This window comes from Photobacterium rosenbergii (assembly GCF_003026455.1).
Taxonomy (GTDB): Bacteria; Pseudomonadota; Gammaproteobacteria; order Enterobacterales; family Vibrionaceae; genus Photobacterium; species Photobacterium rosenbergii.
Genome location: NZ_PYMB01000013.1, coordinates 45,922 through 65,085 on the forward strand (window position 1 = coordinate 45,922; position 19,164 = coordinate 65,085).

The window sequence follows — 19,164 nt, forward strand, 5'->3', positions numbered from 1 at the left end:
AGCCAGCGTAATTACGCTGGCTCTTTTGATACAGGTTTAACGGAAAGCTTACCCCAAGACCTTATGGTATTGAGCAACCGTCTCATCAATAAGCGCGTCGTTACAGCCAAGATAGTGCTGCGGGTTGCAAGCTTCATCAATCTCTTGGGATGACAGTATTGCAGACACTTCATCATCCTGCTTGAGCACCTCTGCCAAGTTTCCCTCAACGGGCGCATTGGCAATGGCGGATTTGACCTTGTTGTAGCCTTCCCCTCGCCCAGCGATTTCAGCGACCTTCATCATCACAGCTTCCGACATGATGAAGTTTCGGGAAGCATCGAAATTGTCGCGCATGCGCTCCTTGTTGACCACAAGGTTAGCTACCAGTCTATGAGCGCGCTCCAATGCTGTCGAAACAGCCAAAGACGACTCTGGTACCAAGCTCCAATTTAGAACGCGCATAGAAGCGGAACGGACATCGTGCTGATCCATCAGGTTAGGTGCACTACTCGCATACATCCAGCCCATACGTGACAGAGTCTGAATCATATTGGCTGCGCGCGGGTTGGCTTTGTGCGGCATCGTACTTGAACCGCCACCGGCTTCCCCCTCGCGAACTTCAGCAACAGATGCCCGTCCCATCGTCTCTGTATCATTAGCGATGCGACACAAGGTACCGTGGACCAAGGCAAAAAACTGAATAAGCTCGGCAATGTTGTCCAGGCTTGCATTGCCAAGGCCTTTTGGCTCTGTCAGACCTAGGGCATCAAAGAGTCCTTTACGTACGGCTAAGCCTTGAGGGCCAATTGACGATAGATTACCCACGGCCCCACCATACATACCTGTGGTTGCCCGTGGATAAAGCTCATCAAGCCGGACAATATGGCGGGTAATTTCCTGCAAATAACTGCTTACCTGTAAACCCCAAGTCGTCGGCAAAGCATCCATCGCATTGGTTCTTGCCACCATTACGGTCTGCTTGTGGTCAAGCGCCATAACTTCAAGTAAATCGCCTAAGCTAACAAGCTGAGCCCTCACCAAGCCTAGCGTTTGCTTCACCCGCATCGCCAGACTGGTATCGAGCAAGTCCTGAGTGGTACATCCCCAATGAAGGTAGCGTTTTACGTGCTCATCACCTTGCTCGGTCAACTGATCGACCAAGGGTTTAATGGCCATCCCCACCTTTTGGGTATCTTGTGCCAGTCGTGTCCAGTCAATGTTATCACTGATACAAGCCTGCTCTATGGCAGTAACAGCCTGCTGCGGAATAAGCCCTAGTTCAGCCTGAACCTTGGCAATGGTTACCTCGAAAGTTAGCCACGTTTGGATAAGGTTATCGTCAGACCATATCCGTTTCATTTCTGGTTGGGTAAAAAGTGGGGAGTATAGAGTTGAATCAAAAACAGAGACATTTGAGCCGGGCATATCCTTCATCCTAAGCGCCAATCGATAGAGATAAAGACTACTCTGACATAATAGTGATTACTGTGCGCTTAATGAAAAAAAAGCGGGCATCAGCCCGCAGCAAATTAAGCCTAATCAAGCAACATCCATATTGCTGAGAACCATTACGGGATAGAGAATAGCATTCCATATAATTACAGAACAACACACCGTATAATTAGTTGTGACATAGATCACACTTGAACAAGCAAGATATAGCCCTCAATCATTACTAAAAGTCATTCAATGCAACCAAGCGCTTAGGCGCAACATAGCATCATGGGCCAAACTTATGTGACACCATGTTGCAGGATGTCTCTTATGCGGTTGTATCGGTATGCCGATTGAATTGGCCCCCATCATCTTTGAGCTATGTGCGATTATTATCAGCGCAGCGATATTGGGTACGCTTTTTTTATATGCCTGCCAGCCGATTATCCTTGCTTACATTGCTGCCGGCGTTGTCATCGGCCCTTACGGGTTTAACCTGATCCCCAATGCCGAACACATTACGCAGATCGGCAATATCGGTGTCATCCTCTTGCTGTTTTTAATTGGCTTGAACCTTCAACCGAGGAAGTTACTCAACCTGTTCAAGGAAAGTGCCATAATCACCCTTGGCACCTGTATCTTCTTTTTCACCATCACTCTGTTGTTCTGCTTGGCGATTCAGTTGTCGCTGTTAGATGCAGTGATCTGCGCTGCTGCCTTGATGTTTTCCAGTACAGTCATTGGCCTCAAGCTCATTCCGACAACCACCCTGCACCATCAACGCATGGGGGAAGTGATCACCAGCATTTTGCTGGTGCAGGACGTCATTGCCATTAGCGTGATCATTTTTCTCAATATGGACGGTGGCAATGCCATGATGGTTGGCTTTTTATTGATGCTGGGAAAATTCGTCGCGATCTGCACCTTGGCGTTTATCGGTGTGCGCTACATTATTTTGCCGCTATTTCGAAAGTTTGACGTCATTCAGGAATACAGTTTTTTGGCAACCCTTGCTTGGTGCTTCTTCTGGGCAGAGCTAAGCCACCAGGTCGGTTTATCTTACGAGAGCGGAGCATTTATTGCGGGTATTTCAATTGCAACCAGCCGGGTATCACAGGCCATTTCTGTTCATTTAAAACCACTGCGAGAATTCTTCTTGATCCTGTTTTTCTTTGCCATTGGCGCAAGGATGGACTTCAGTGAATGGAACCACTACACCTTCTTCGGCATCGCTTTTGGCGCCGTGATGGTGGGAATTAAATATTGGGGCTTTTCAACCGCGCTGAAAATGGCCAGAGAAAAACCCACTATGCAGCATGAATTGAGTGCTAGGCTCAGCCAAGCCAGTGAGTTTTCCTTCCTTGTTGCTTATGCAGCAATGATAAGCGGTTTGCTCTCGATGGAGGCTGTCTTGTTTATCCAAATGGCGACCATTACCACGTTTATCATCTCGACCTATTGGGTAGTAAACCGCTTCCCTACCCCAATATCCACGGTCAAGAAGCTTCGCAAGGATTAATCTGAAAACGGCTGGCTGGCTTTAAGTAAGATTTCATTGTCTTTAACGGTAACTCTTATTAGGGTTAATCGCTCGAAGCCTCGCTTAGGGTTATTGCCTGAAAGCCAGTTCTCTACGCTTTTGATATCCGTTTTTAGCGCACGTTTGAAACTACGGTGATCCAGCAGGATAAATTCGCGCAGCACTAAGAAATCACTATGGTTTGCCAAGGTAAACAACTGGTCATCAAGGGTTTGTTGATCAAGGACTTTAAGGCCAGATAATACATCAAGAGTTTCACCACCAACGGTCACCTGAGCAAAAACATAGTTTTGACGGCGCAAACCAGCCAGTACTGCATTGTAATTGGCCCAAGACATTTCCAGCATATACTCGACTGCATCGACTCTACCCTCAGAGATAAAAGCCGTGAGCATCCCACCTTGGGTATTGAACAGGTTGGTTTGATCGAAACAAAATGCCTTCCCTTCTGACTCTGCGCCTTCACTCGTTTGATAAAGGGCTGAGCAATCAAAGCTCTCAGGCAGTGAGCTTATGTAGTCAGCAGAGTCACCAAATTCAAAATCTTGCTGAAAAACATTGGCATTAGAAATTGGCGAAAACAACACCAGCGCAGTGAAAAGGGTAAACAAGCAAGGGGCTAATTGGTTGAAGGAAACCGTAAGGCGAAAAAATCGGGTAACCGGGAAAACTAAAGGCATGATTGACACTCCATGTAATCTGCCAATTATACCGATGATAAAAAAAAAGCTGCAATTCCTTAGCCTAGTAGAATTGCAGCCACTACGGTCAGCATTTACGTAGTTAAAGTGGGATAACGCAGCTTCGGAAACCTTGTTATCCCAGAGCGGTAATCGGTCCTTCACCCCTCGATTTATCCTTGTATCGGGTGAAGGTTTGTCTTACATCGACCAGATAAAGTAAATCTGGGATTTCATGCGGATGATAATGCCGCGAATGACATCTAGGAACGCTAAGAAATCAATCGGCTTCTCGGCGCTTATCCATGCCAGTCCAACGGAGCCAACCGGAATGTCATAGTCTCCGGGCTCTGTCAGTTTCAAGCGGACAAAATGGTGCTTATTCAATGCGTTCTGACCGGTTGTTTGACGGACATTGTCATCCCTTGCCAGCAAACTGCCCTGCGATTCACCCGTTGCTTCAATTATGCCCTCGACCTCAGCGCTGAAGACCTTGCCAGGGTAAACCGGTGAGGCAAACTCTGCCTGCTGCCCAACTTTGACATTACGAATCGCCTGATGATTAACCCGCATTAAGACGTACTTTTCATCGGTATACATCTGGATACGAGGCATAACACCAACATATTGGCCTTCGCGCATAATGTAGTTGGTCAAATAGCCATCGGTTGGCGCGTGAACCTGGGTGTTGTCTAGATTCCATTGCGCCTGGGCGACATCTTCTTGTTTATTTGCCACATCCACTTTGCGGCTTGCAACAGACAATTCCGCTTTTTCGAAATCCAATTGTGCCCGTTGGGCTGATACACGGGCTTTCTCCAACTGAGACTGCAAAGTTACTTGCTTGGCCCTTGCTACATCCACCGCCGTCTGCTGCTCATCCATCTGGGTTTCGGTGATCGTATGTTTAACCACCCTGTTTTGTTCCTGATAGCGACGCAGCGTGGTTTCCTTCCACTCCAAATCTTCCTTGGCAGACTCTATCTCGTTCTGTGCAATCTCAATGTCTTTCAGTGACGCGTTATGATTCTGCTTGGCAATCAGTACATCTTCCTTGGCAATAGACAGAGCTACCTTGGCTGAATCAAGTTGGGTCTCTGCTTTATTCAGCGCAATCTGGTATTGCTCATCATCCAAGGTGTAAACCAGCTGGCCTTTTTTCACCTTTTCATTAGGGCGGACGAATATCTCATCCACATGGCCTTTAATTTTGGTCGAACCGGGACGCAACTGAATATGCGGGGACTGCACCACCGAACCACCGGACATATCCATTGGCGCAAAGGTAATCAACCCAATCCAGACAAAAACCAACCAGCCCGCCCCGCCAAGATAAGAGAAAGTCTTGGTGACTTTATTCCATGGCATCCCTACAAGTCGAAGTAGGTAAATAAACAATGCCCATACCGCCAAACCCTCAAGCATTTTCTGCCTCCTCTTTAGTCATGATCACCGGCTCAGAGACGGCAGGCTGAGTAGCTGAAGGTTGAGGCTGTGGATGGCTCCCTTTTTCTTTCCAGATATCTCGGATACGACGCAAGGCTTGTTCGCCATCAACAAAAGCGATGAACACCGCTACCACCCATACCCAATGCCAAATAAAGCCAATCCAGGTCAAGGCGGTTATCAATCCCAATTGGTGATGCTCTTTCGTATGGGCTTTTTGGATTGGCAGCTCATGAATGCGCCAAAAACCAAATGCCGCAGCGGCAATGGAGCCAAATAACACCACAGCGGCGACAATATGAAGCGCAGTGTCGACACCACTGTCGACAAACGGCATGCTGACGAGACTCATAACAGTTCTCCAATTCACTAACGCACAATCATTTCGCCAACAAACAATCTCAGGGCAAAACACTGACTGTTATCGGCTTTTTCAATTTATTTTTGTTGGTGAGATTATGTAACTAACAGTGACAGGCATCACAAGATTGGATACATTAAATCAATATAGAAGAGGTTTTAATATATTCAGACCACATAAGAGCAAAAGCACGCTATGCCATTACCTGATTCCCAATTTCAAGCAGCCTTTGTCCGATCCATTTTCTTCCAACCTTTTGTCCGTGCTTTGGACAAACATTACGGGATCTCCCTTAGTGACATCGGCGTACCTCGCAAATTGCTTGAAGAGCCGATGACGCTGGTCCCCTTTTCGGATCTCAACCAAAAAATGGAGCAACTAGAGCAACTGATTGGTAACCCGGCATACCTTTGCAAAATGGCGAAAGACATCAGTTTTGACAACATGGACAAACTCGGACAGTGGTTCCTCTCAACGCCTGAGCTTGCTCTTACTTTCCGCCGGATTAATTACGGCACGTCCTGCTTGCAATCTGGTGCAACCTTTCACGGTGAACTATCAGGTAAAATCATCAAATGGACTTATGACAACCATTTTTCATCAGGACGGGGGCGCCTCCAAGACAGCTTACGCATGGCTATCATGTTCACTAACACCCTGCGCTATTTTATGGGGGGGAATTATCACCCGCTGACTGTCGAGCTAAGTGGGCCACCTTGTGGTAACGGAGAATTAGAGCAGTTTTTTGGCGCAGACATACGTTGGAACGCACCGTTAACTCGGGTGTGGCTGGATATCTCCGTCCTTGAGCATGAAAATACTTTCCCATTTGAATTGTCACGCCCTATGATGCTGACCAACCTGGAGCTAGATGAATTTCTCAATATGCCCCAGCCTCATGATGCAGCGAAAATGATGTATGAGATGATCAATTATTCCCGCTTCTATGGCTACCCAAGCTTAGACTTTGTTGCCGACAAGTTCGGCTTATCTCGGCAACAGCTTCAACGCCGCCTCCACCATTTTGGATGGAGCTTCAGTTCGATAACCAGCTATGTACTCTGTAACCAAGCAATCAAATACATGCAGGCTGATCTTAGTATTTCTGAAATAGCCAAAGAGCTCGGCTATAAAAATGTTCAGAGTTTCAGCAAGGCTTTTCAACGTCAGCGGGGACAAACACCCACCCAATATAAGGAGAAGCTACAAGAACGGAGCCGGCAAAAACCAAATTAGCTTGTTGCTATTAGAAGGGATACCCAAGAGATTGCGATAACTTGGGTATGGGGTACGTCATAGGACTATGTTTGTCGGGAACAGTTGAGGGTAAAGCGCTGGTCAGGGGTAATATGGTGGCGCATCACAAACTCAGCACGGTTATCACTTTCAAACTGTGGTTGGAAAAAGATCCGGTAACCAAGTAAATCGCGTCTTGCGTCACTATCAAAAGGATTCACATTGTTTTTGTCCACCACAATATCCCGCGATAGGTGAACAGGCTTTAGCACATAATCTAGCCCGTTATGGTAGAAGCTATAATCAACTGCCAGCTTGAATTCCAATTGAATTTGATTGTTTTCAGAACGCCTCAGCCACTCTTCAGACTGAATCGTACCGTCAGGCTTGAACGTATATGATGTGGTTTCCCACATGTTTTCTGGGGTATCCGGCCGCTGGCATAACCATGTGCCACCTTCCAATTGGGTAGCGACAGCAGGCGTTGCCAACATGCTTCCCATTAGTAACCCAACCAGTTTTATCTTCATCCTTGAATCCTGACTTATTTAATCTAATACAATTAGTTATAGCAGTATCCATGTAAACAAGACAGTGAATTTATCTCACTGCTACGGTTAAAGCTTGATGGATTAAAACAAGAAAAGGGGAAAGCATACACTTTCCCCTTCAGTTAATTAGGCTTAGTTTTTACAAGCAGATCAATTAGAAACGGTAATCAACCGACCATACTACTTGTTGTGAGTAGTCGATCTTCGTATCGTTTTTGCTGTAATCCTGATCTAGGTAGCGGTACGTCAAATCTGTTGACCAATTATCATTGATTTCATACATCGCACCAACTTGACCACCCCAAACGAAATCTGTCGAGCTGCTGCCGCTGATCTTGTTATCAGCCACACCCGCAGAAACACCTGCAAATAGGTTTACATTTTGGTGCACAGGCATTAGGTAATCATAAGAAGCCAAGAACATGTTCTGTGATGACTTGTCCATGTAACTGTAAGTACCCATCACACGGTGATGGTCGTTCATGATAGCACCACCACGTAACTGGTAAGTTGCATCTTCACCGTTTTGGGCATTAGCACCTTTTACATTATCTTCTTGGTAACCAACACCACCACCCACAAACCACTGTGTGTCAGCGGCGAACGCTGGAGATGCTGCCATTACTGCTAGTGCCAAAGTTGAGATTGCTGTGATCTTTTTCATGTATGTCTCCTTGGACTCCCAAGCTTCATTAATTGTTCTTATCTAATGTGCCGGATAAGTCTTATATAATTTGTTCTGTTCGCCAATCAATATACGCCTATTTACTGAATGGAAACTTAAGATATAAAACATTGTTTTTTAACTTAACAAATGCTGAACAAATAATGTATGTGCTCAATAAGAAATCTTAAAAAGACACCATAAATCAATCAAAATAAGCAGCAATGATTAATTTACACTCAGAAAAACCAAAGAGAAAACACACAAACCACTGTTATTAAAAGAATTAAATAACAAACAAAACATAAGCTGAATATTTTGACATTAATTTTTGAAATAAAAAAAAGAGGACAGCAAGTCCTCTTTTTAATATTTATTCAGCTTAAATTAAAATTTGTAATCAACAGACCAAACGACCTGTTGGGTGTAATCAATTTTATTCACACCTTTTTGATAGTCTTGATCTAGGTAACGGTAAGTAAGGTCTGTTGATAGATTATTGCTCAACTTGTATTGTGCACCTACTTGGCCACCCCATACAAAATCTGTTGAGCTGTTGCTGCTCAGAGTATTTTTGATCTTGGTATCAGAGTAACCCATCGTAGCACCCGCAAACAGGTTTACCTTTTGATGAACAGGGATCAAGTAATCATACGAAGCAAGGTACATGTTCTGGGTATAATCATTAGCGAAAAATCCATCAAACTCACTTTCGTAATAGCTGTATGTCGCCGTGAATCGGTGCTGGTCGTTGATGATGGCACCGCCACGGAACTGGTAGGAAGCATCTTCAACATTCTTGTTCGAATATAGTTGGCCACTCCTTTCTATTTTGTCATTCTGGTAGCCAATACCACCACCGACAAACCAGTCAGTGTTGTTTGCCAATACAGGTGTAGCCGCAAGAGTAGAAAGAATAAGGGTTGACGCTACTACTAGCTTTTTCATGTGTAATTTCCTTGATGCAGTGTTTGTAAAGCCAAGCTAATTCTTGGTTTCTAGTTATTAGGTGCAGTTATGGTTGCTGCCCTTTCAATAATGAACACTGTACACAATAAAGCTGAACGAAACCTTAAAATAGAAAACACTGTTTTATTTGTAATTTTCTATGTCAGAACACAAGAAAAGACTTAACAATATCAAGAAAGTCCTATATGTGACGCCTTACTTGGTGGTACGCCAAAGTAGCGTTTGAATTCGCGGCTAAACTGGGTTGGACTCTCATAGCCTACTTTCAAGGCCGCAATATTGGCAGGCATACCGTCTTGCGACATCATGGTTTTAGCCTTGTTGAGGCGGATCTTCTTGATGTACTGCAAAGGGGGATCAGTTACCACCTGTTTGAAGGCACGGTGGAACGCCGACACACTCATTCCAGCCATATCCGCCAAATCATTTATCGCCAGCTTTTGATCATAGTGTGATTGGACATGGGTGATCACCCGGGAAACCCGCGACAATGCGCTGTCTTGCTTACAGTATTGTGCAAGTAAATGGCCCTGATCGCTTTTGAGCAGTTGGAAGTAAAACTCTCGCAACAACTGCTTGCCCAGCACTTTGGCATCTAACGGATCTTTCAAGCAGCCCAAAAGCCGGCAGATACAATCTCGTATGTCAGGTGTAATTTGAGTGACTGCAACACCACGCCCATTATCCGGCGAGGGGGCCATTTCGCTGTGCTGGTGCTGCTCCAAGGTATCAACAAGCTCTTGAATGATGGTGAGATCAAAATCGATATCCAACCCAATCAACGGCTCTTCCGGTGAAGCAAAAGTTTCACATGCTATAGGGTAAGGTGTTGCAACAATCAGGCAATGGTTTGTATCGTAATCAAAGCGGTAATCATTGAGGTGGCCCACTTTATTCCCTTGCAGAATCACCACAACCCCTTGCTGATACATCTGCGGTGTCATCTTATGGTACTGCTTGATCCTAAATAGCCGAATACCCGGTATAGGAAGGTCAACAATACCTGAACTATCAGCTAAACCATAGTAAGTACAAAGATCTTCCCCTTTCTGTACACACTTTTTAGACGCGGAGTCTACGACGGATACCATCTCACCTACCCTAAGATTAAAATGAATGATTTGCCTTTGGGCACAGAGCAGAACGCGACTTAACGCGAAAAGCCAGTGCTGGAGAACAATCAGCAGAAAGCTATCCTACCATATATTCCCGACGACAATATCAGTCAAAAAGTAGATTTAGGCAAGTATTAAACAGTTTTGAGCATCACTATTTAGGGAGCATTGGCATAGACTGTGTTCATCATATAGCGACACATACAATAAACACTGGAGATACTTCATGGACAAGTTTACTTACCAGAACCCTACCCGTATCCATTTTGGTGAAGGCCAAATCGCAGCCATTGCCAACGATATCCCACAAGACAAAAAGGTCTTGGTCATCTACGGTGGCGGTTCTATCAAGAAAAACGGTGTATATGATCAAGTCAAAGCAGCGCTAAGTGAGCATAACTGGGGCGAGTTTGCGGGTGTAGAACCAAACCCTCAGTACGACACGCTAATGAAAGCGGTTGAAAAAATCAAAGCTGAAGGCTTTGACTACCTACTTGCAGTCGGTGGCGGTTCGGTTATCGATGGCACTAAGTTCATCGCTGCAGCTGCTGCTTACCAAGGCGAAGACCCATGGAATATCCTTGCCCAACAGCACCCTGTAGAAAGTGCCCTACCACTTGCATGTGTATTGACTCTTCCTGCAACAGGCTCTGAGAGCAACATGGGCTCTGTTGTTTCTCGCGGTAAAGACAAACTGGCTTTCATGACACCAAAAGTACAGCCATTGTTTGCAGTACTAGACCCAACAACTACGCTTAGCCTTTCTCCTCGTCAGGTAGCGAATGGTGTAGTTGATGCCTATGTTCATGTCATGGAGCAATACCTGACCTTCCCGGCCAATGCCAAGGTTCAGGACCGCTTTGCCGAAGGTTTGCTTCTGAACCTTATCGAAGAAGGGCCGAAAGCCCTAGCGACTCCTGATGATATCGATGTGCGTGCCAACATCATGTGGACCGCAACCCAAGCTCTAAATGGTTTGATTGGTGTCGGTGTACCGCAAGACTGGACCACTCACATGATTGGCCATGAGCTAACCGGTAACTACGGTATCGACCATGCTCGCACGCTTAGCATTGTTCTGCCAGCAGTGATGAAAGAGCGCCGTGAAGACAAAGAAGGCAAATTGCTGCAGTACGCAGAGCGTGTATTTGGTATCACTGAAGGTACAAACGACGAGCGTATCGACCAAGCAATTGCCCAAACTATCGCCTTCTTCAAGCAGATGGAAGTACCAACCAGCCTAAGTGATGTCGAGTTGGGTAATGCTGACATCGACACTCTGGTTGCCAGCCTTGAAAAGCATGGTATGAAAGCATTGGGTGAGCGAGGTAACATCACGATCAATGACAGCCGAGCGATCCTAGAGGCTGCGCTGTAACTTCATAGCTATAAAAGAAAAGGGAGGCGCTTCGCCTCCCTTTTTTTCACCCAAGACTTCAAGTTGCAGGATTCAAGGTCTTAAAGTCTACTGACTAGATTAATCACCCAGAGTCGCTACCATGATGGCTTTGATCGCATGCATGCGGTTTTCGGCCTCATCGAAGCAGATGTTGTAAGGTGACTCGAATACATCTTCTGTCACCTCTAGACCTTCTAGGTAGAAACGCTCTGAGATTTCTTTACCCACCGTAGTTTCACTGTTGTGGAATGCTGGTAGGCAGTGCATGTATTTCACATCTGGGTTATTGGTCATCTTGATGACGTCCATATTGACCTGGTAAGGGGACAGGTCGTGAACGCGCTGGGCCCATAGTTCTGCAGGCTCACCCATAGACACCCATACATCGCCGTATATGAAATCGACACCTGCCACACCTTCTTGAACGTTGTCAGTGATGACAATCTTACCGCCGGAGATTTCACACAGTTCATTACACTCGGCAACTAACTCAGGCTCTGGCCAGTATTCTTTCGGGCCAACCAAACGGATTTCCATGCCCACTTTCGCAGCACCGACCATTAATGAGTTACCCATGTTGTTCTTAGCATCGCCCATGTAGGCCAACTTCATCTCGTTAAGGTGCTTGCCGTTACCGTGTTCAATCATAGTCATCCAGTCAGCGATGATCTGGGTTGGATGCCATTGGTCGGTAAGGCCATTCCAGACCGGTACCCCGGCAAACTCACCCAAGGTTTCCACAACCTTCTGATCATAACCACGGAACTCGATACCATCGTAGAAGCGTCCCAGCACACGAGCTGTATCTTTGGCGCTTTCTTTGTGGCCCATTTGTGAGCCGCTACCAATGTATGTGACGTTCGCGCCCTGGTCATACGCCGCCACTTCAAATGCACAACGGGTACGGGTGGACGTTTTTTCAAAGATCAGGGCGATGTTCTTGCCGCTCAATCTTGGTTGCTCAGTACCACTGTACTTTGCTTTTTTCAAATCTTGCGCAAGGCCGATCAGGTGCTCAATTTCTTTGCCAGTGAAATCCAATAAACGTAGGAAATTACGGTGACGTAGATTAAAAGCCATATTCGTATCTCTCTGTTAAATAATATAATTTACGCAGTGTTTTGCTTCACTGCTGTTTTGTTGCCTGTGGTTAGAATATCCAGACTTTCGGCAGAACCGTCTAGTTGATTGTCCTGAATCCTTTATTCAGCATTCCTTAACAGGGCATAAAACATTAAAGAGAACGAATAACCACGCACTTTAATTCAACAAAAAAGCCGATGAATGCATCATCGGCTTTTCTCAAATAACTTGGCAACTCGAAACATTTAGCGGCTGATCACCATTCGGTTTTCACTATCTGAAGGTTCATGAAAAGTATTAGACGCCAGCAAGGATGGTGAAGATTCCTGCCCGACCATTTCATCGTTAGCGGCAAGAATGATGCTGCCCCCCTTAATTAAATCGATAATCTCACGATTCTTTTCAGGCGGCAGCGCCGGACATCCCCAACTCCAACCAATAAAGTTATTAACGGCTAAAAAGTCTGGTGAGGCATATTTCGCCCCATGGATCACGATATGACGCCGGCGGGCATTGTCATTGACCCCTTTAGACAAGCCATCAAGACGCAGTGAGTATCCGTATTTCCCGTAATAGGTCTCAGCCGTTTTAAACACGCCTAAAGAGGTTTGCTTTGAGTTGACGGTGTTAGAAAAGCGCTCTGCCGTTGCACCACCACTCTCAATCCCATGGGTAGTATAGGTATGGTACTTCAACTTTTTATTGGCCAAATCGACAACATAGAACCGTTTTTCATTGGAAGGCCTTCGGTAGTCAATGATCACCAAATTAGGATTAGCCCCCGTCCCTTTGGTCATATAGGCTTCGATACCCTCTTTGAGCAAAGCATAATCCATTAGGCCGTCCAATGAGGCCCTTGTATAGACTTCGCTAGCAAGATCTTCGATGTGTTCTTCAACAGTACCAGCCTGGGCAATGGTAGAAAAAAGCAAAAGTAGAAGTATTTTTTTGATCATAGGCAATAACAAAAAGCGACTTTTTTACGACAGAGTTACCTAACTAATTTTAACAGATTAATCGGCAATGACTTTTTTATCTCACCATTTAAGACAGATTTTCATAGAAAATTACAAATGACAGCTTAAGAAACGACTAAAACCCGCTCAGTCAAATCACCTACACTTAAACGAATATGTCGATGTATATCCCATCAATACCAATTCAGGATGTAAGATGAAGTGGATAATGTTGTCGCTATTGTTGGGCTTTTCGAGCGCAAGCCAAGCAGAAGCCGTTGATCTATCAAAGCTTTACGAAGTACACACCGACTTTGACTACAGTGATTTAGTCGTTGAGGTGCAAGGTTTTAAAGTCCCTACTCTGGCAGCATTCCGTGGTTGGGTGCTGATGAACAGGAAAGAAAAGGAGATTCAAGAAGGTTATAAATATTTTCTGGATAATGGAGTCAAAGAAGGCATACCTCTTCACCTCATTCTGCTACAAGGTACAGATTGGAGGCTGAGCAACACCACGGTTTTCAACCTACCTGACAAAAAGAACTGGGATAATATGGTGCGGACCTTACTGTTCGTTCAAGAGCACGTCATGCCAAAAACCGGTTTGCTTATCCCAGTCTCTGGTGACCGTAGCAAAGAATACAACCAACATGCCGGTGGCGCGCCTCGCAGCTCTCACTTAGATTTCTGTGCGCTTGACATGGTACCGATCAGGAACATCTCCCGTACTGAGCTCCACAAAATCCTTATGGGCGTTTATAACAAAGTCGGCAGGAAAAACAATATGGGGCTAGGCCTATACAGCGGCGTACGATTCCATATTGATACCTGTGGATATAGAAGCTGGTGATTGCTTCTAATGACAAACTACTCAAAAAGGGGGATTTCTCCTACTTCCCTTCCTTGATCGGAGTGATAAAATGCGCGTGTGAACATAGACCAAAATACATATTTATCCGTTCTGATTCACATGCTAGAGCACAGCCCGTATCCTGCAGGATTGAAGTCTAAGGATGGCATTTTCGCCTTTGCCAACAAAGCCTACCGTGACTTAGTCAATGCACCATGTGATATAGAAGGCCTCACTGATCGTGATCTACCATGTGATACAGCCCAATTTGCATCTGACTTTGTACAGCAAGATAGACAGGCGATATCAGAAAACAAGACAGTAATAACCATAGATGTGCATAAATATGCTCATGGTTTTGATGCTTATACTTTCGAAAAACGCCCCGTGATCATCAATGGAGAGCCTTGGGGTATCCAATTTAGCGCGACCAACTTAAGGGAGTTAGTCAATCTGGCGTCTTTTGCAGAAATCATGGCGCTTAACAGCACAAATACGTCTTTCAGCACCGTCAAGCCTGAGTGTATGCAGCTTACACCGTCACAGGAAATCGTCCTGTTTTGGCTGTTGCGTGGCCGTCAGACAAAGCAAATTGCACAATTGATTCACCGAACACCGAAGGCAGTCGAAAAACAAATCTCCAATTTAATTGCACGGTTTGCAGATGTGGGTGTGACTAATCGTGCGACTTTGATCGAATATGCCCGCTGTAATGGCTGGCTTTCTGTGATTCCAGAACAGCTCTTCAAAACACCAGCCTCGATAATTGTCCAGTAACCTTGTCGCTACCCGCTTTAGCCAATACTTAGCCTAAAAAAAGCCAGCAGATAAACTGCTGGCTTGAGAGACCTGTCTGTAATGACTTAGGCAAATGGAATCGAAATCAATCCCACTCTGGGGCAAAGTCAGGATTTGCCAAACGATGGTTACGATCTAGCTCAGCAATAGCCGCCATATCAGCTTCATCCAGCACCACCTCTGAAGCCTTAAGGTTGCTCTCGATATTGGCACGCTTGGTTGAAGATGGAATCGTCACAAACTCGTTCTGGCGCATCCAGGCTAGTACCGTCTGAGCCGTTGTTGCTTGGTGCTTTTCAGCAATACGAGCAATAGTTTCATCCTTAAGTACATCGCCATAAGCAAATGGCATGTAACCCGTCACGATGATTCCATTTTCACGACAGAAGTCGACAACTTTGCGGTTTTGCAGGTAAGGGTGAACTTCAACCTGGTTGGTATAGATAGCCTCTGCACCCAAAATATCAATCGCCTGCTGCATCTGGGCAACAGTGAAATTTGAGATGCCAATTTGCTTGGCCATTCCCAACTCTTTCACTTCTTTAAGGCTTGCTAGGTAATCTGACATGGCCACTTCTTCGTTTTTCAACGGCCAGTGGATCAGCAGCAGGTCTACATATTCAACCTGCAAATCAGCTAGGCTTTGGCGAATGCTTGGCAAGAAAGCCTCTTTACCAAATTTGTCCATCCAGATTTTAGTGGTCAGAAAGATCTCACTACGAGCAATACCTGAGTCGGCAATGGCAGCACCCACTTCTTTTTCATTGCCGTAGATCTGTGCCGTATCAATGTGACGGTAACCCGCTTCAAGTGCCATCGTCACTGAGTTATACGCGTCTTCACCTTTCAGGCGGAAAGTCCCTGCTCCAAGAACCGGCATTGCAATTGTCATCGTTAAATTCTCTGATGTCTGAAAAACTGAATACTAGTTTACGCCATTATTACCATCAAAAAAGACAATAATTCACAAAACACCTTCTCATTTTTTAAGAAAGTATGACAGTCAACAAGCCTGAGTTGAGAGCAGGCTTAATTCACCTAATCATATGAATTACAAAGTAAGTCTTGATTGGATAAAGTCCAAGAAAGCGGTTATCCGTGGCGAAGGGGCAGAATTTTGATAGTACACCGCCTGCACTGACTCTCGTGGGTGTGGGGACGCAATTAGGCCATCACAAAGACTCACCAACCGCCCCTCGGCAATATCTTTTCCTACCGTAAACTGAGACAGCAAAGTGATACCCATTCCAGCCAGACACAACTGACGGATAATTTCGCCGCTGGTCGCCAATGTAGAAAATGTAGGATCCAGTACTTCGTTAAAAACGGGCCATTTGTTGAGATGTGGTTGACCCGAGAAACCTATAAGCTGGTGTGATAATAGCGACTCGATATTATTTGGCTCTCCATTTTGTGCAATATAGTCAGGCGAGGCCACCAGCCTCAGAGGGCTTTGCCCAAGCACTCTCGCGTGCAAATTGGAGTCTTTGAGTGTACCGACCCTTATTGCGACATCGGTTCGCTTCTCTAACAGATCGATAATACTTTCATTGGTCGCCAATTCGACTTCGATATCGGGGTAAGCCGCCTGAAAGGGTTTAATAAGCGGGACAATCTGATGAGTCATAACACTGCTGGCTGCATCGATTCTCAACCTGCCTTTTGGTGATGATTGCTGCGAACTCAACCTTTCCTGTGCGTCTTGGATCAACATCAGCCCAGCCCTGACGCTCTGTGCGAACATCAAACCTTCATGGGTTGGCTCAACCCGGCGGGTCGTGCGGTGCAGCAAGCTGCAACCCATAGTCTTTTCCAGATTCGCGACCAAACGAGATACTTTGGCTACCTGCATTTCAAGCTGGTTGGCGGCAGCAGAGAAGCCGCCGCAATCTATAACGGCCAAAAAGACTTCCAATTCTTCCGTTTTCGATTTAATCATCAGAATGACTCTCCATAGACTCACGGACAAATGCCTGCAACGCCGTCAACCTTGCCGTATTCCGAAGGGAAGGCCGGTAGAGCATGTATAGCTCTACCTCGGGCAGGCTATAGTCCTGCAATATAGGCAGCAACGCGCCATCGGCCAATGCCTCACTGACTTGAAATGTTGGTTGCAGGGTAATACCAGCCCCTTCCAATGCAGCTGCCAACATAGCCTGCCCGCTGTTCATGGTAAAACGGGAACTCACCTTTGGTGTTGCGATTTTCTGACCGTCGAAGAAACGCCACTTGTATGGAGCCTGCGATAGATTGCTTTGCAGGCATTGATGTTGCTCCAGATCGTCAGGGTGCTGTGGTGTGCCGTATCGTTTGAGGTAGGCTGGTGACGCACAGGCAATCATCGGATAGCTGCGCAGTTTAGTGGCGACTAGATAGTCATACCCCTCCAAACGCTCTCGGAAAATAACGTCGTAGCCTCCTTTTTGCATATCCGGTGGGTTGTTATCCAGAGTCAGGTCAATGTCGAGCTTGGGGTATTGCAACTGGAACCTGGCAAGAATAGGCGCCAACGCTTTGATGCCGAAATTCACCCCGGTGGCTATTTTCAAACTGCCGCTGGGTTCACTCATACTGCGGTAGATATCTTCTTGGGCGGCCTTTAACTCATCCAGCACCACCAAGCACCTTTGGTAATACTGCTCCCCCGCAGCCGTCAGGCTTTGAAACCGGGTGGATTTCGCTAATAGCTTGGCACCAATCGTGTTCTCTAACCCCCTGACATGTTTTCCCACCATCTGGGCGCTGATCCCGCGCTCTTCAGCAACCGCGGCAAACGAGCCCAGCTCTACAGCCCGTACAAAAATCTCAATACTGGTTAAGCGGTCCAACAGCTTACTCCATGATTAACAATCTTTAGATTCTATTTTAATCAACATTAGAAACCAAGAGTTTCGATTGTATTCCCTTTTCAACGATTTATCGCCAATGCGATAAGCAATAACATGCTCCATCGCTTTTTGACCAACAAGAGAAAAACTGTGTCGTTTGCCGTTCCCCATGAAATTGCCTTTGGCGATCTCTACCTTCCCCCATTGCTGGTCGCCGCCCTGTTAGGCTTGATATGCACGTCCTTAACAGTCCGGATATTAAACCGACTTCGTTGGTTTCGTCATGTCGCCAGCCCACCGTTAGTCGAGCTATCACTAGCGGTTATTTACACCGTTGTTGTCGGTACTTACGTTTTTCCTTCTTGATTTCTTCGGAGCTTACTTTGTTCAAACGTTTAAGCGTCACCTTTTGCCTGGTGCTATTGGCCATTGCCGCCATTGGTTGGAAATATCAGCAATATCTACAAAACCCTTGGACCCGTGATGGCCAGATCCGCGCTCAGGTTATTCAAGTGACCCCACGTGTTACCGGACCAATTATTAATCTGGCTATCCATGACAACAGTGAAGTGAAAGCCGGTGACTTACTGTTTGAAATCGACCCACGTACTTACAAAGCGGCACTAGCTAAAGCCCATGCCAGCCTCAGTCAAGCACAAGCTCTATTGAAAAAAGCCCAAGATGAAGCCAAACGCGGCCACTCCCTATCTCGCCGCCAGCCGGGCTCTATTTCGCAACTGTCACTCAGCCAGCTAAACAATGCTGTCGAATCAGCCCAAGCTGGCGTCATGGTCGCCAAAGCTGCTTTAGAAGAAGCCGAACTCAACCTCAGTTTTACTAAAGTGACCGCGCCGGTAGACGGATTTATTACCAATCTTACGTTGAGAATGGGTAGCCAGGTGGTAGCCAACCAACCGGTCGTTGCCCTTGTCGATAAAAACAGTTTCTGGATTGAAGGTTTCTTCAAGGAAACTGACATCCATGATGTTGCACTCGGAGAGCAAGCCGTTGTCACTTTGATGGCCTATGGCGATCACCCGCTTCAGGGCACGGTCGAAAGTATCGGTTACGGAATCGCCCATCAAGATGGCAGCACCGGCGTTTCTCTATTGCCTAACGTCAATCCCAATTTCCAATGGATCCGTCTTGCACAACGAATACCGGTCAGAGTTGCGCTTGATAACGTTCCGGAACCAATACAGTTACGGGTCGGGGCTACCGCTTCAATCATGATCAACAAATCGCACCGTCAAACTGCATTGTAAGGACTTG

At 46.0% G+C, this 19,164-nt stretch carries 19 protein-coding genes and 1 pseudogene; 7 read left to right on the forward strand and 13 right to left on the reverse strand.

Translation table 11 applies throughout. From position 1 onward, the window contains the following. Nucleotides 1–48: 48 nt before the first annotated feature. On the reverse strand, nt 49–1,407 hold the full coding sequence (locus C9J01_RS19980) for a class-II fumarase/aspartase family protein (protein ID WP_107299907.1): 1,359 nt from the start codon (nt 1,405–1,407) through the stop codon (nt 49–51). Between the two features lie 355 nt (nt 1,408–1,762). Between C9J01_RS19980 and C9J01_RS19985 the strand changes: the two genes are divergently transcribed. After that, nucleotides 1,763–2,935, forward strand: coding sequence for a cation:proton antiporter domain-containing protein (locus tag C9J01_RS19985; protein WP_107299908.1), 1,173 nt, complete (start codon nt 1,763–1,765; stop codon nt 2,933–2,935). Here C9J01_RS19985 and C9J01_RS19990 read toward each other — a convergent pair. The 3 genes from C9J01_RS19990 to C9J01_RS20000 all read right to left on the reverse strand — a co-directional run bounded on the left by C9J01_RS19990 (nt 2,932) and on the right by C9J01_RS20000 (nt 5,434). Further along, entirely contained in the window at nt 2,932–3,636 is a 705-nt protein-coding gene (locus tag C9J01_RS19990; protein ID WP_107299909.1) for a hypothetical protein, read from the reverse strand. The genes C9J01_RS19985 and C9J01_RS19990 overlap by 4 nt on opposite strands. 201 nt (nt 3,637–3,837) lie before the next feature. Beyond that, the gene (locus tag C9J01_RS19995; RefSeq protein WP_107299910.1) at nt 3,838–5,061 is read right to left on the reverse strand and encodes an HlyD family secretion protein; all 1,224 of its coding nucleotides are present in this window, start codon (nt 5,059–5,061) and stop codon (nt 3,838–3,840) included. Next, a complete protein-coding gene (locus tag C9J01_RS20000) occupies nt 5,054–5,434 on the reverse strand; it encodes an MFS transporter (protein WP_201797850.1) in 381 nt (126 codons plus the stop codon). Before C9J01_RS20000 ends, C9J01_RS19995 begins: the two co-directional genes overlap by 8 nt. A gap of 204 nt (nt 5,435–5,638) precedes the next feature. Between C9J01_RS20000 and C9J01_RS20005 the strand changes: the two genes are divergently transcribed. Next, entirely contained in the window at nt 5,639–6,679 is a 1,041-nt protein-coding gene (locus tag C9J01_RS20005) for an AraC family transcriptional regulator (protein ID WP_107299911.1), read from the forward strand. Between the two features lie 65 nt (nt 6,680–6,744). Here C9J01_RS20005 and C9J01_RS20010 read toward each other — a convergent pair whose 3' ends face one another. From C9J01_RS20010 to C9J01_RS20025, 4 genes are all read right to left on the reverse strand, one after another. Beyond that, a complete protein-coding gene (locus C9J01_RS20010) occupies nt 6,745–7,209 on the reverse strand; it encodes a hypothetical protein (protein WP_107299912.1) in 465 nt (154 codons plus the stop codon). A gap of 175 nt (nt 7,210–7,384) precedes the next feature. Beyond that, nucleotides 7,385–7,894: a porin family protein gene (locus C9J01_RS20015; RefSeq protein ID WP_107299913.1), complete on the reverse strand. Its 510-nt coding sequence runs from the start codon at nt 7,892–7,894 to the stop codon at nt 7,385–7,387. 387 nt (nt 7,895–8,281) lie between these two features. Further along, the gene (locus C9J01_RS20020) at nt 8,282–8,842 is read right to left on the reverse strand and encodes a porin family protein (RefSeq protein WP_107299914.1); all 561 of its coding nucleotides are present in this window, start codon (nt 8,840–8,842) and stop codon (nt 8,282–8,284) included. A gap of 191 nt (nt 8,843–9,033) precedes the next feature. Continuing rightward, nucleotides 9,034–9,954 (reverse strand): AraC family transcriptional regulator, encoded by a 921-nt coding sequence (locus C9J01_RS20025; protein WP_107299915.1) that lies wholly within the window; start codon nt 9,952–9,954, stop codon nt 9,034–9,036. 250 nt (nt 9,955–10,204) lie between these two features. Between C9J01_RS20025 and C9J01_RS20030 the strand changes: the two genes are divergently transcribed. After that, entirely contained in the window at nt 10,205–11,356 is a 1,152-nt protein-coding gene (locus tag C9J01_RS20030) for an iron-containing alcohol dehydrogenase (RefSeq protein ID WP_107299916.1), read from the forward strand. 99 nt (nt 11,357–11,455) lie between these two features. Here the strand turns inward: C9J01_RS20030 and argF are convergent, their stop codons facing one another. Next, nucleotides 11,456–12,457 carry an ornithine carbamoyltransferase gene (gene argF, locus C9J01_RS20035; RefSeq protein ID WP_107299917.1) on the reverse strand — a complete coding sequence of 334 codons (1,002 nt, stop codon included), beginning with the start codon at nt 12,455–12,457 and terminating at the stop codon, nt 11,456–11,458. A 350-nt stretch (nt 12,458–12,807) separates the two neighbouring features. After that, nucleotides 12,808–13,416: pseudogene (locus tag C9J01_RS20040) on the reverse strand (murein L,D-transpeptidase catalytic domain family protein); the annotation flags it as partial. A gap of 217 nt (nt 13,417–13,633) precedes the next feature. On the opposite strand from C9J01_RS20040, the gene C9J01_RS20045 reads away from it, so the two are divergent. Both C9J01_RS20045 and C9J01_RS20050 read left to right on the forward strand, forming a co-directional pair. Further along, the gene (locus C9J01_RS20045; protein ID WP_107299919.1) at nt 13,634–14,266 is read left to right on the forward strand and encodes a D-Ala-D-Ala carboxypeptidase family metallohydrolase; all 633 of its coding nucleotides are present in this window, start codon (nt 13,634–13,636) and stop codon (nt 14,264–14,266) included. 120 nt (nt 14,267–14,386) lie between these two features. After that, on the forward strand, nt 14,387–15,043 hold the full coding sequence (locus C9J01_RS20050) for a PAS and helix-turn-helix domain-containing protein (protein WP_107299920.1): 657 nt from the start codon (nt 14,387–14,389) through the stop codon (nt 15,041–15,043). 106 nt (nt 15,044–15,149) lie between these two features. Here C9J01_RS20050 and dkgB read toward each other — a convergent pair whose 3' ends face one another. The 3 genes from dkgB to C9J01_RS20065 form a co-directional block, all read right to left on the reverse strand. After that, on the reverse strand, nt 15,150–15,956 hold the full coding sequence (dkgB, locus tag C9J01_RS20055; RefSeq protein WP_170114925.1) for a 2,5-didehydrogluconate reductase DkgB: 807 nt from the start codon (nt 15,954–15,956) through the stop codon (nt 15,150–15,152). Nucleotides 15,957–16,115: 159 nt separating this feature from the next. After that, nucleotides 16,116–17,000, reverse strand: a complete 885-nt coding sequence (locus tag C9J01_RS20060) for a LysR family transcriptional regulator (protein ID WP_201797853.1) — start codon at nt 16,998–17,000, stop codon at nt 16,116–16,118. Beyond that, on the reverse strand, nt 16,996–17,892 hold the full coding sequence (locus C9J01_RS20065) for a LysR family transcriptional regulator (protein WP_107299921.1): 897 nt from the start codon (nt 17,890–17,892) through the stop codon (nt 16,996–16,998). The genes C9J01_RS20060 and C9J01_RS20065 overlap by 5 nt, the downstream gene beginning before the upstream one ends. A 114-nt stretch (nt 17,893–18,006) precedes the next feature. On the opposite strand from C9J01_RS20065, the gene C9J01_RS29925 reads away from it, so the two are divergent. Both C9J01_RS29925 and C9J01_RS20075 read left to right on the forward strand, forming a co-directional pair. Beyond that, a complete protein-coding gene (locus C9J01_RS29925) occupies nt 18,007–18,258 on the forward strand; it encodes a DUF1656 domain-containing protein (RefSeq protein WP_107299922.1) in 252 nt (83 codons plus the stop codon). A gap of 17 nt (nt 18,259–18,275) precedes the next feature. Further along, nucleotides 18,276–19,157: an HlyD family secretion protein gene (locus tag C9J01_RS20075; RefSeq protein WP_107299923.1), complete on the forward strand. Its 882-nt coding sequence runs from the start codon at nt 18,276–18,278 to the stop codon at nt 19,155–19,157. The last annotated feature ends 7 nt before the right edge of the window (nt 19,158–19,164 follow it).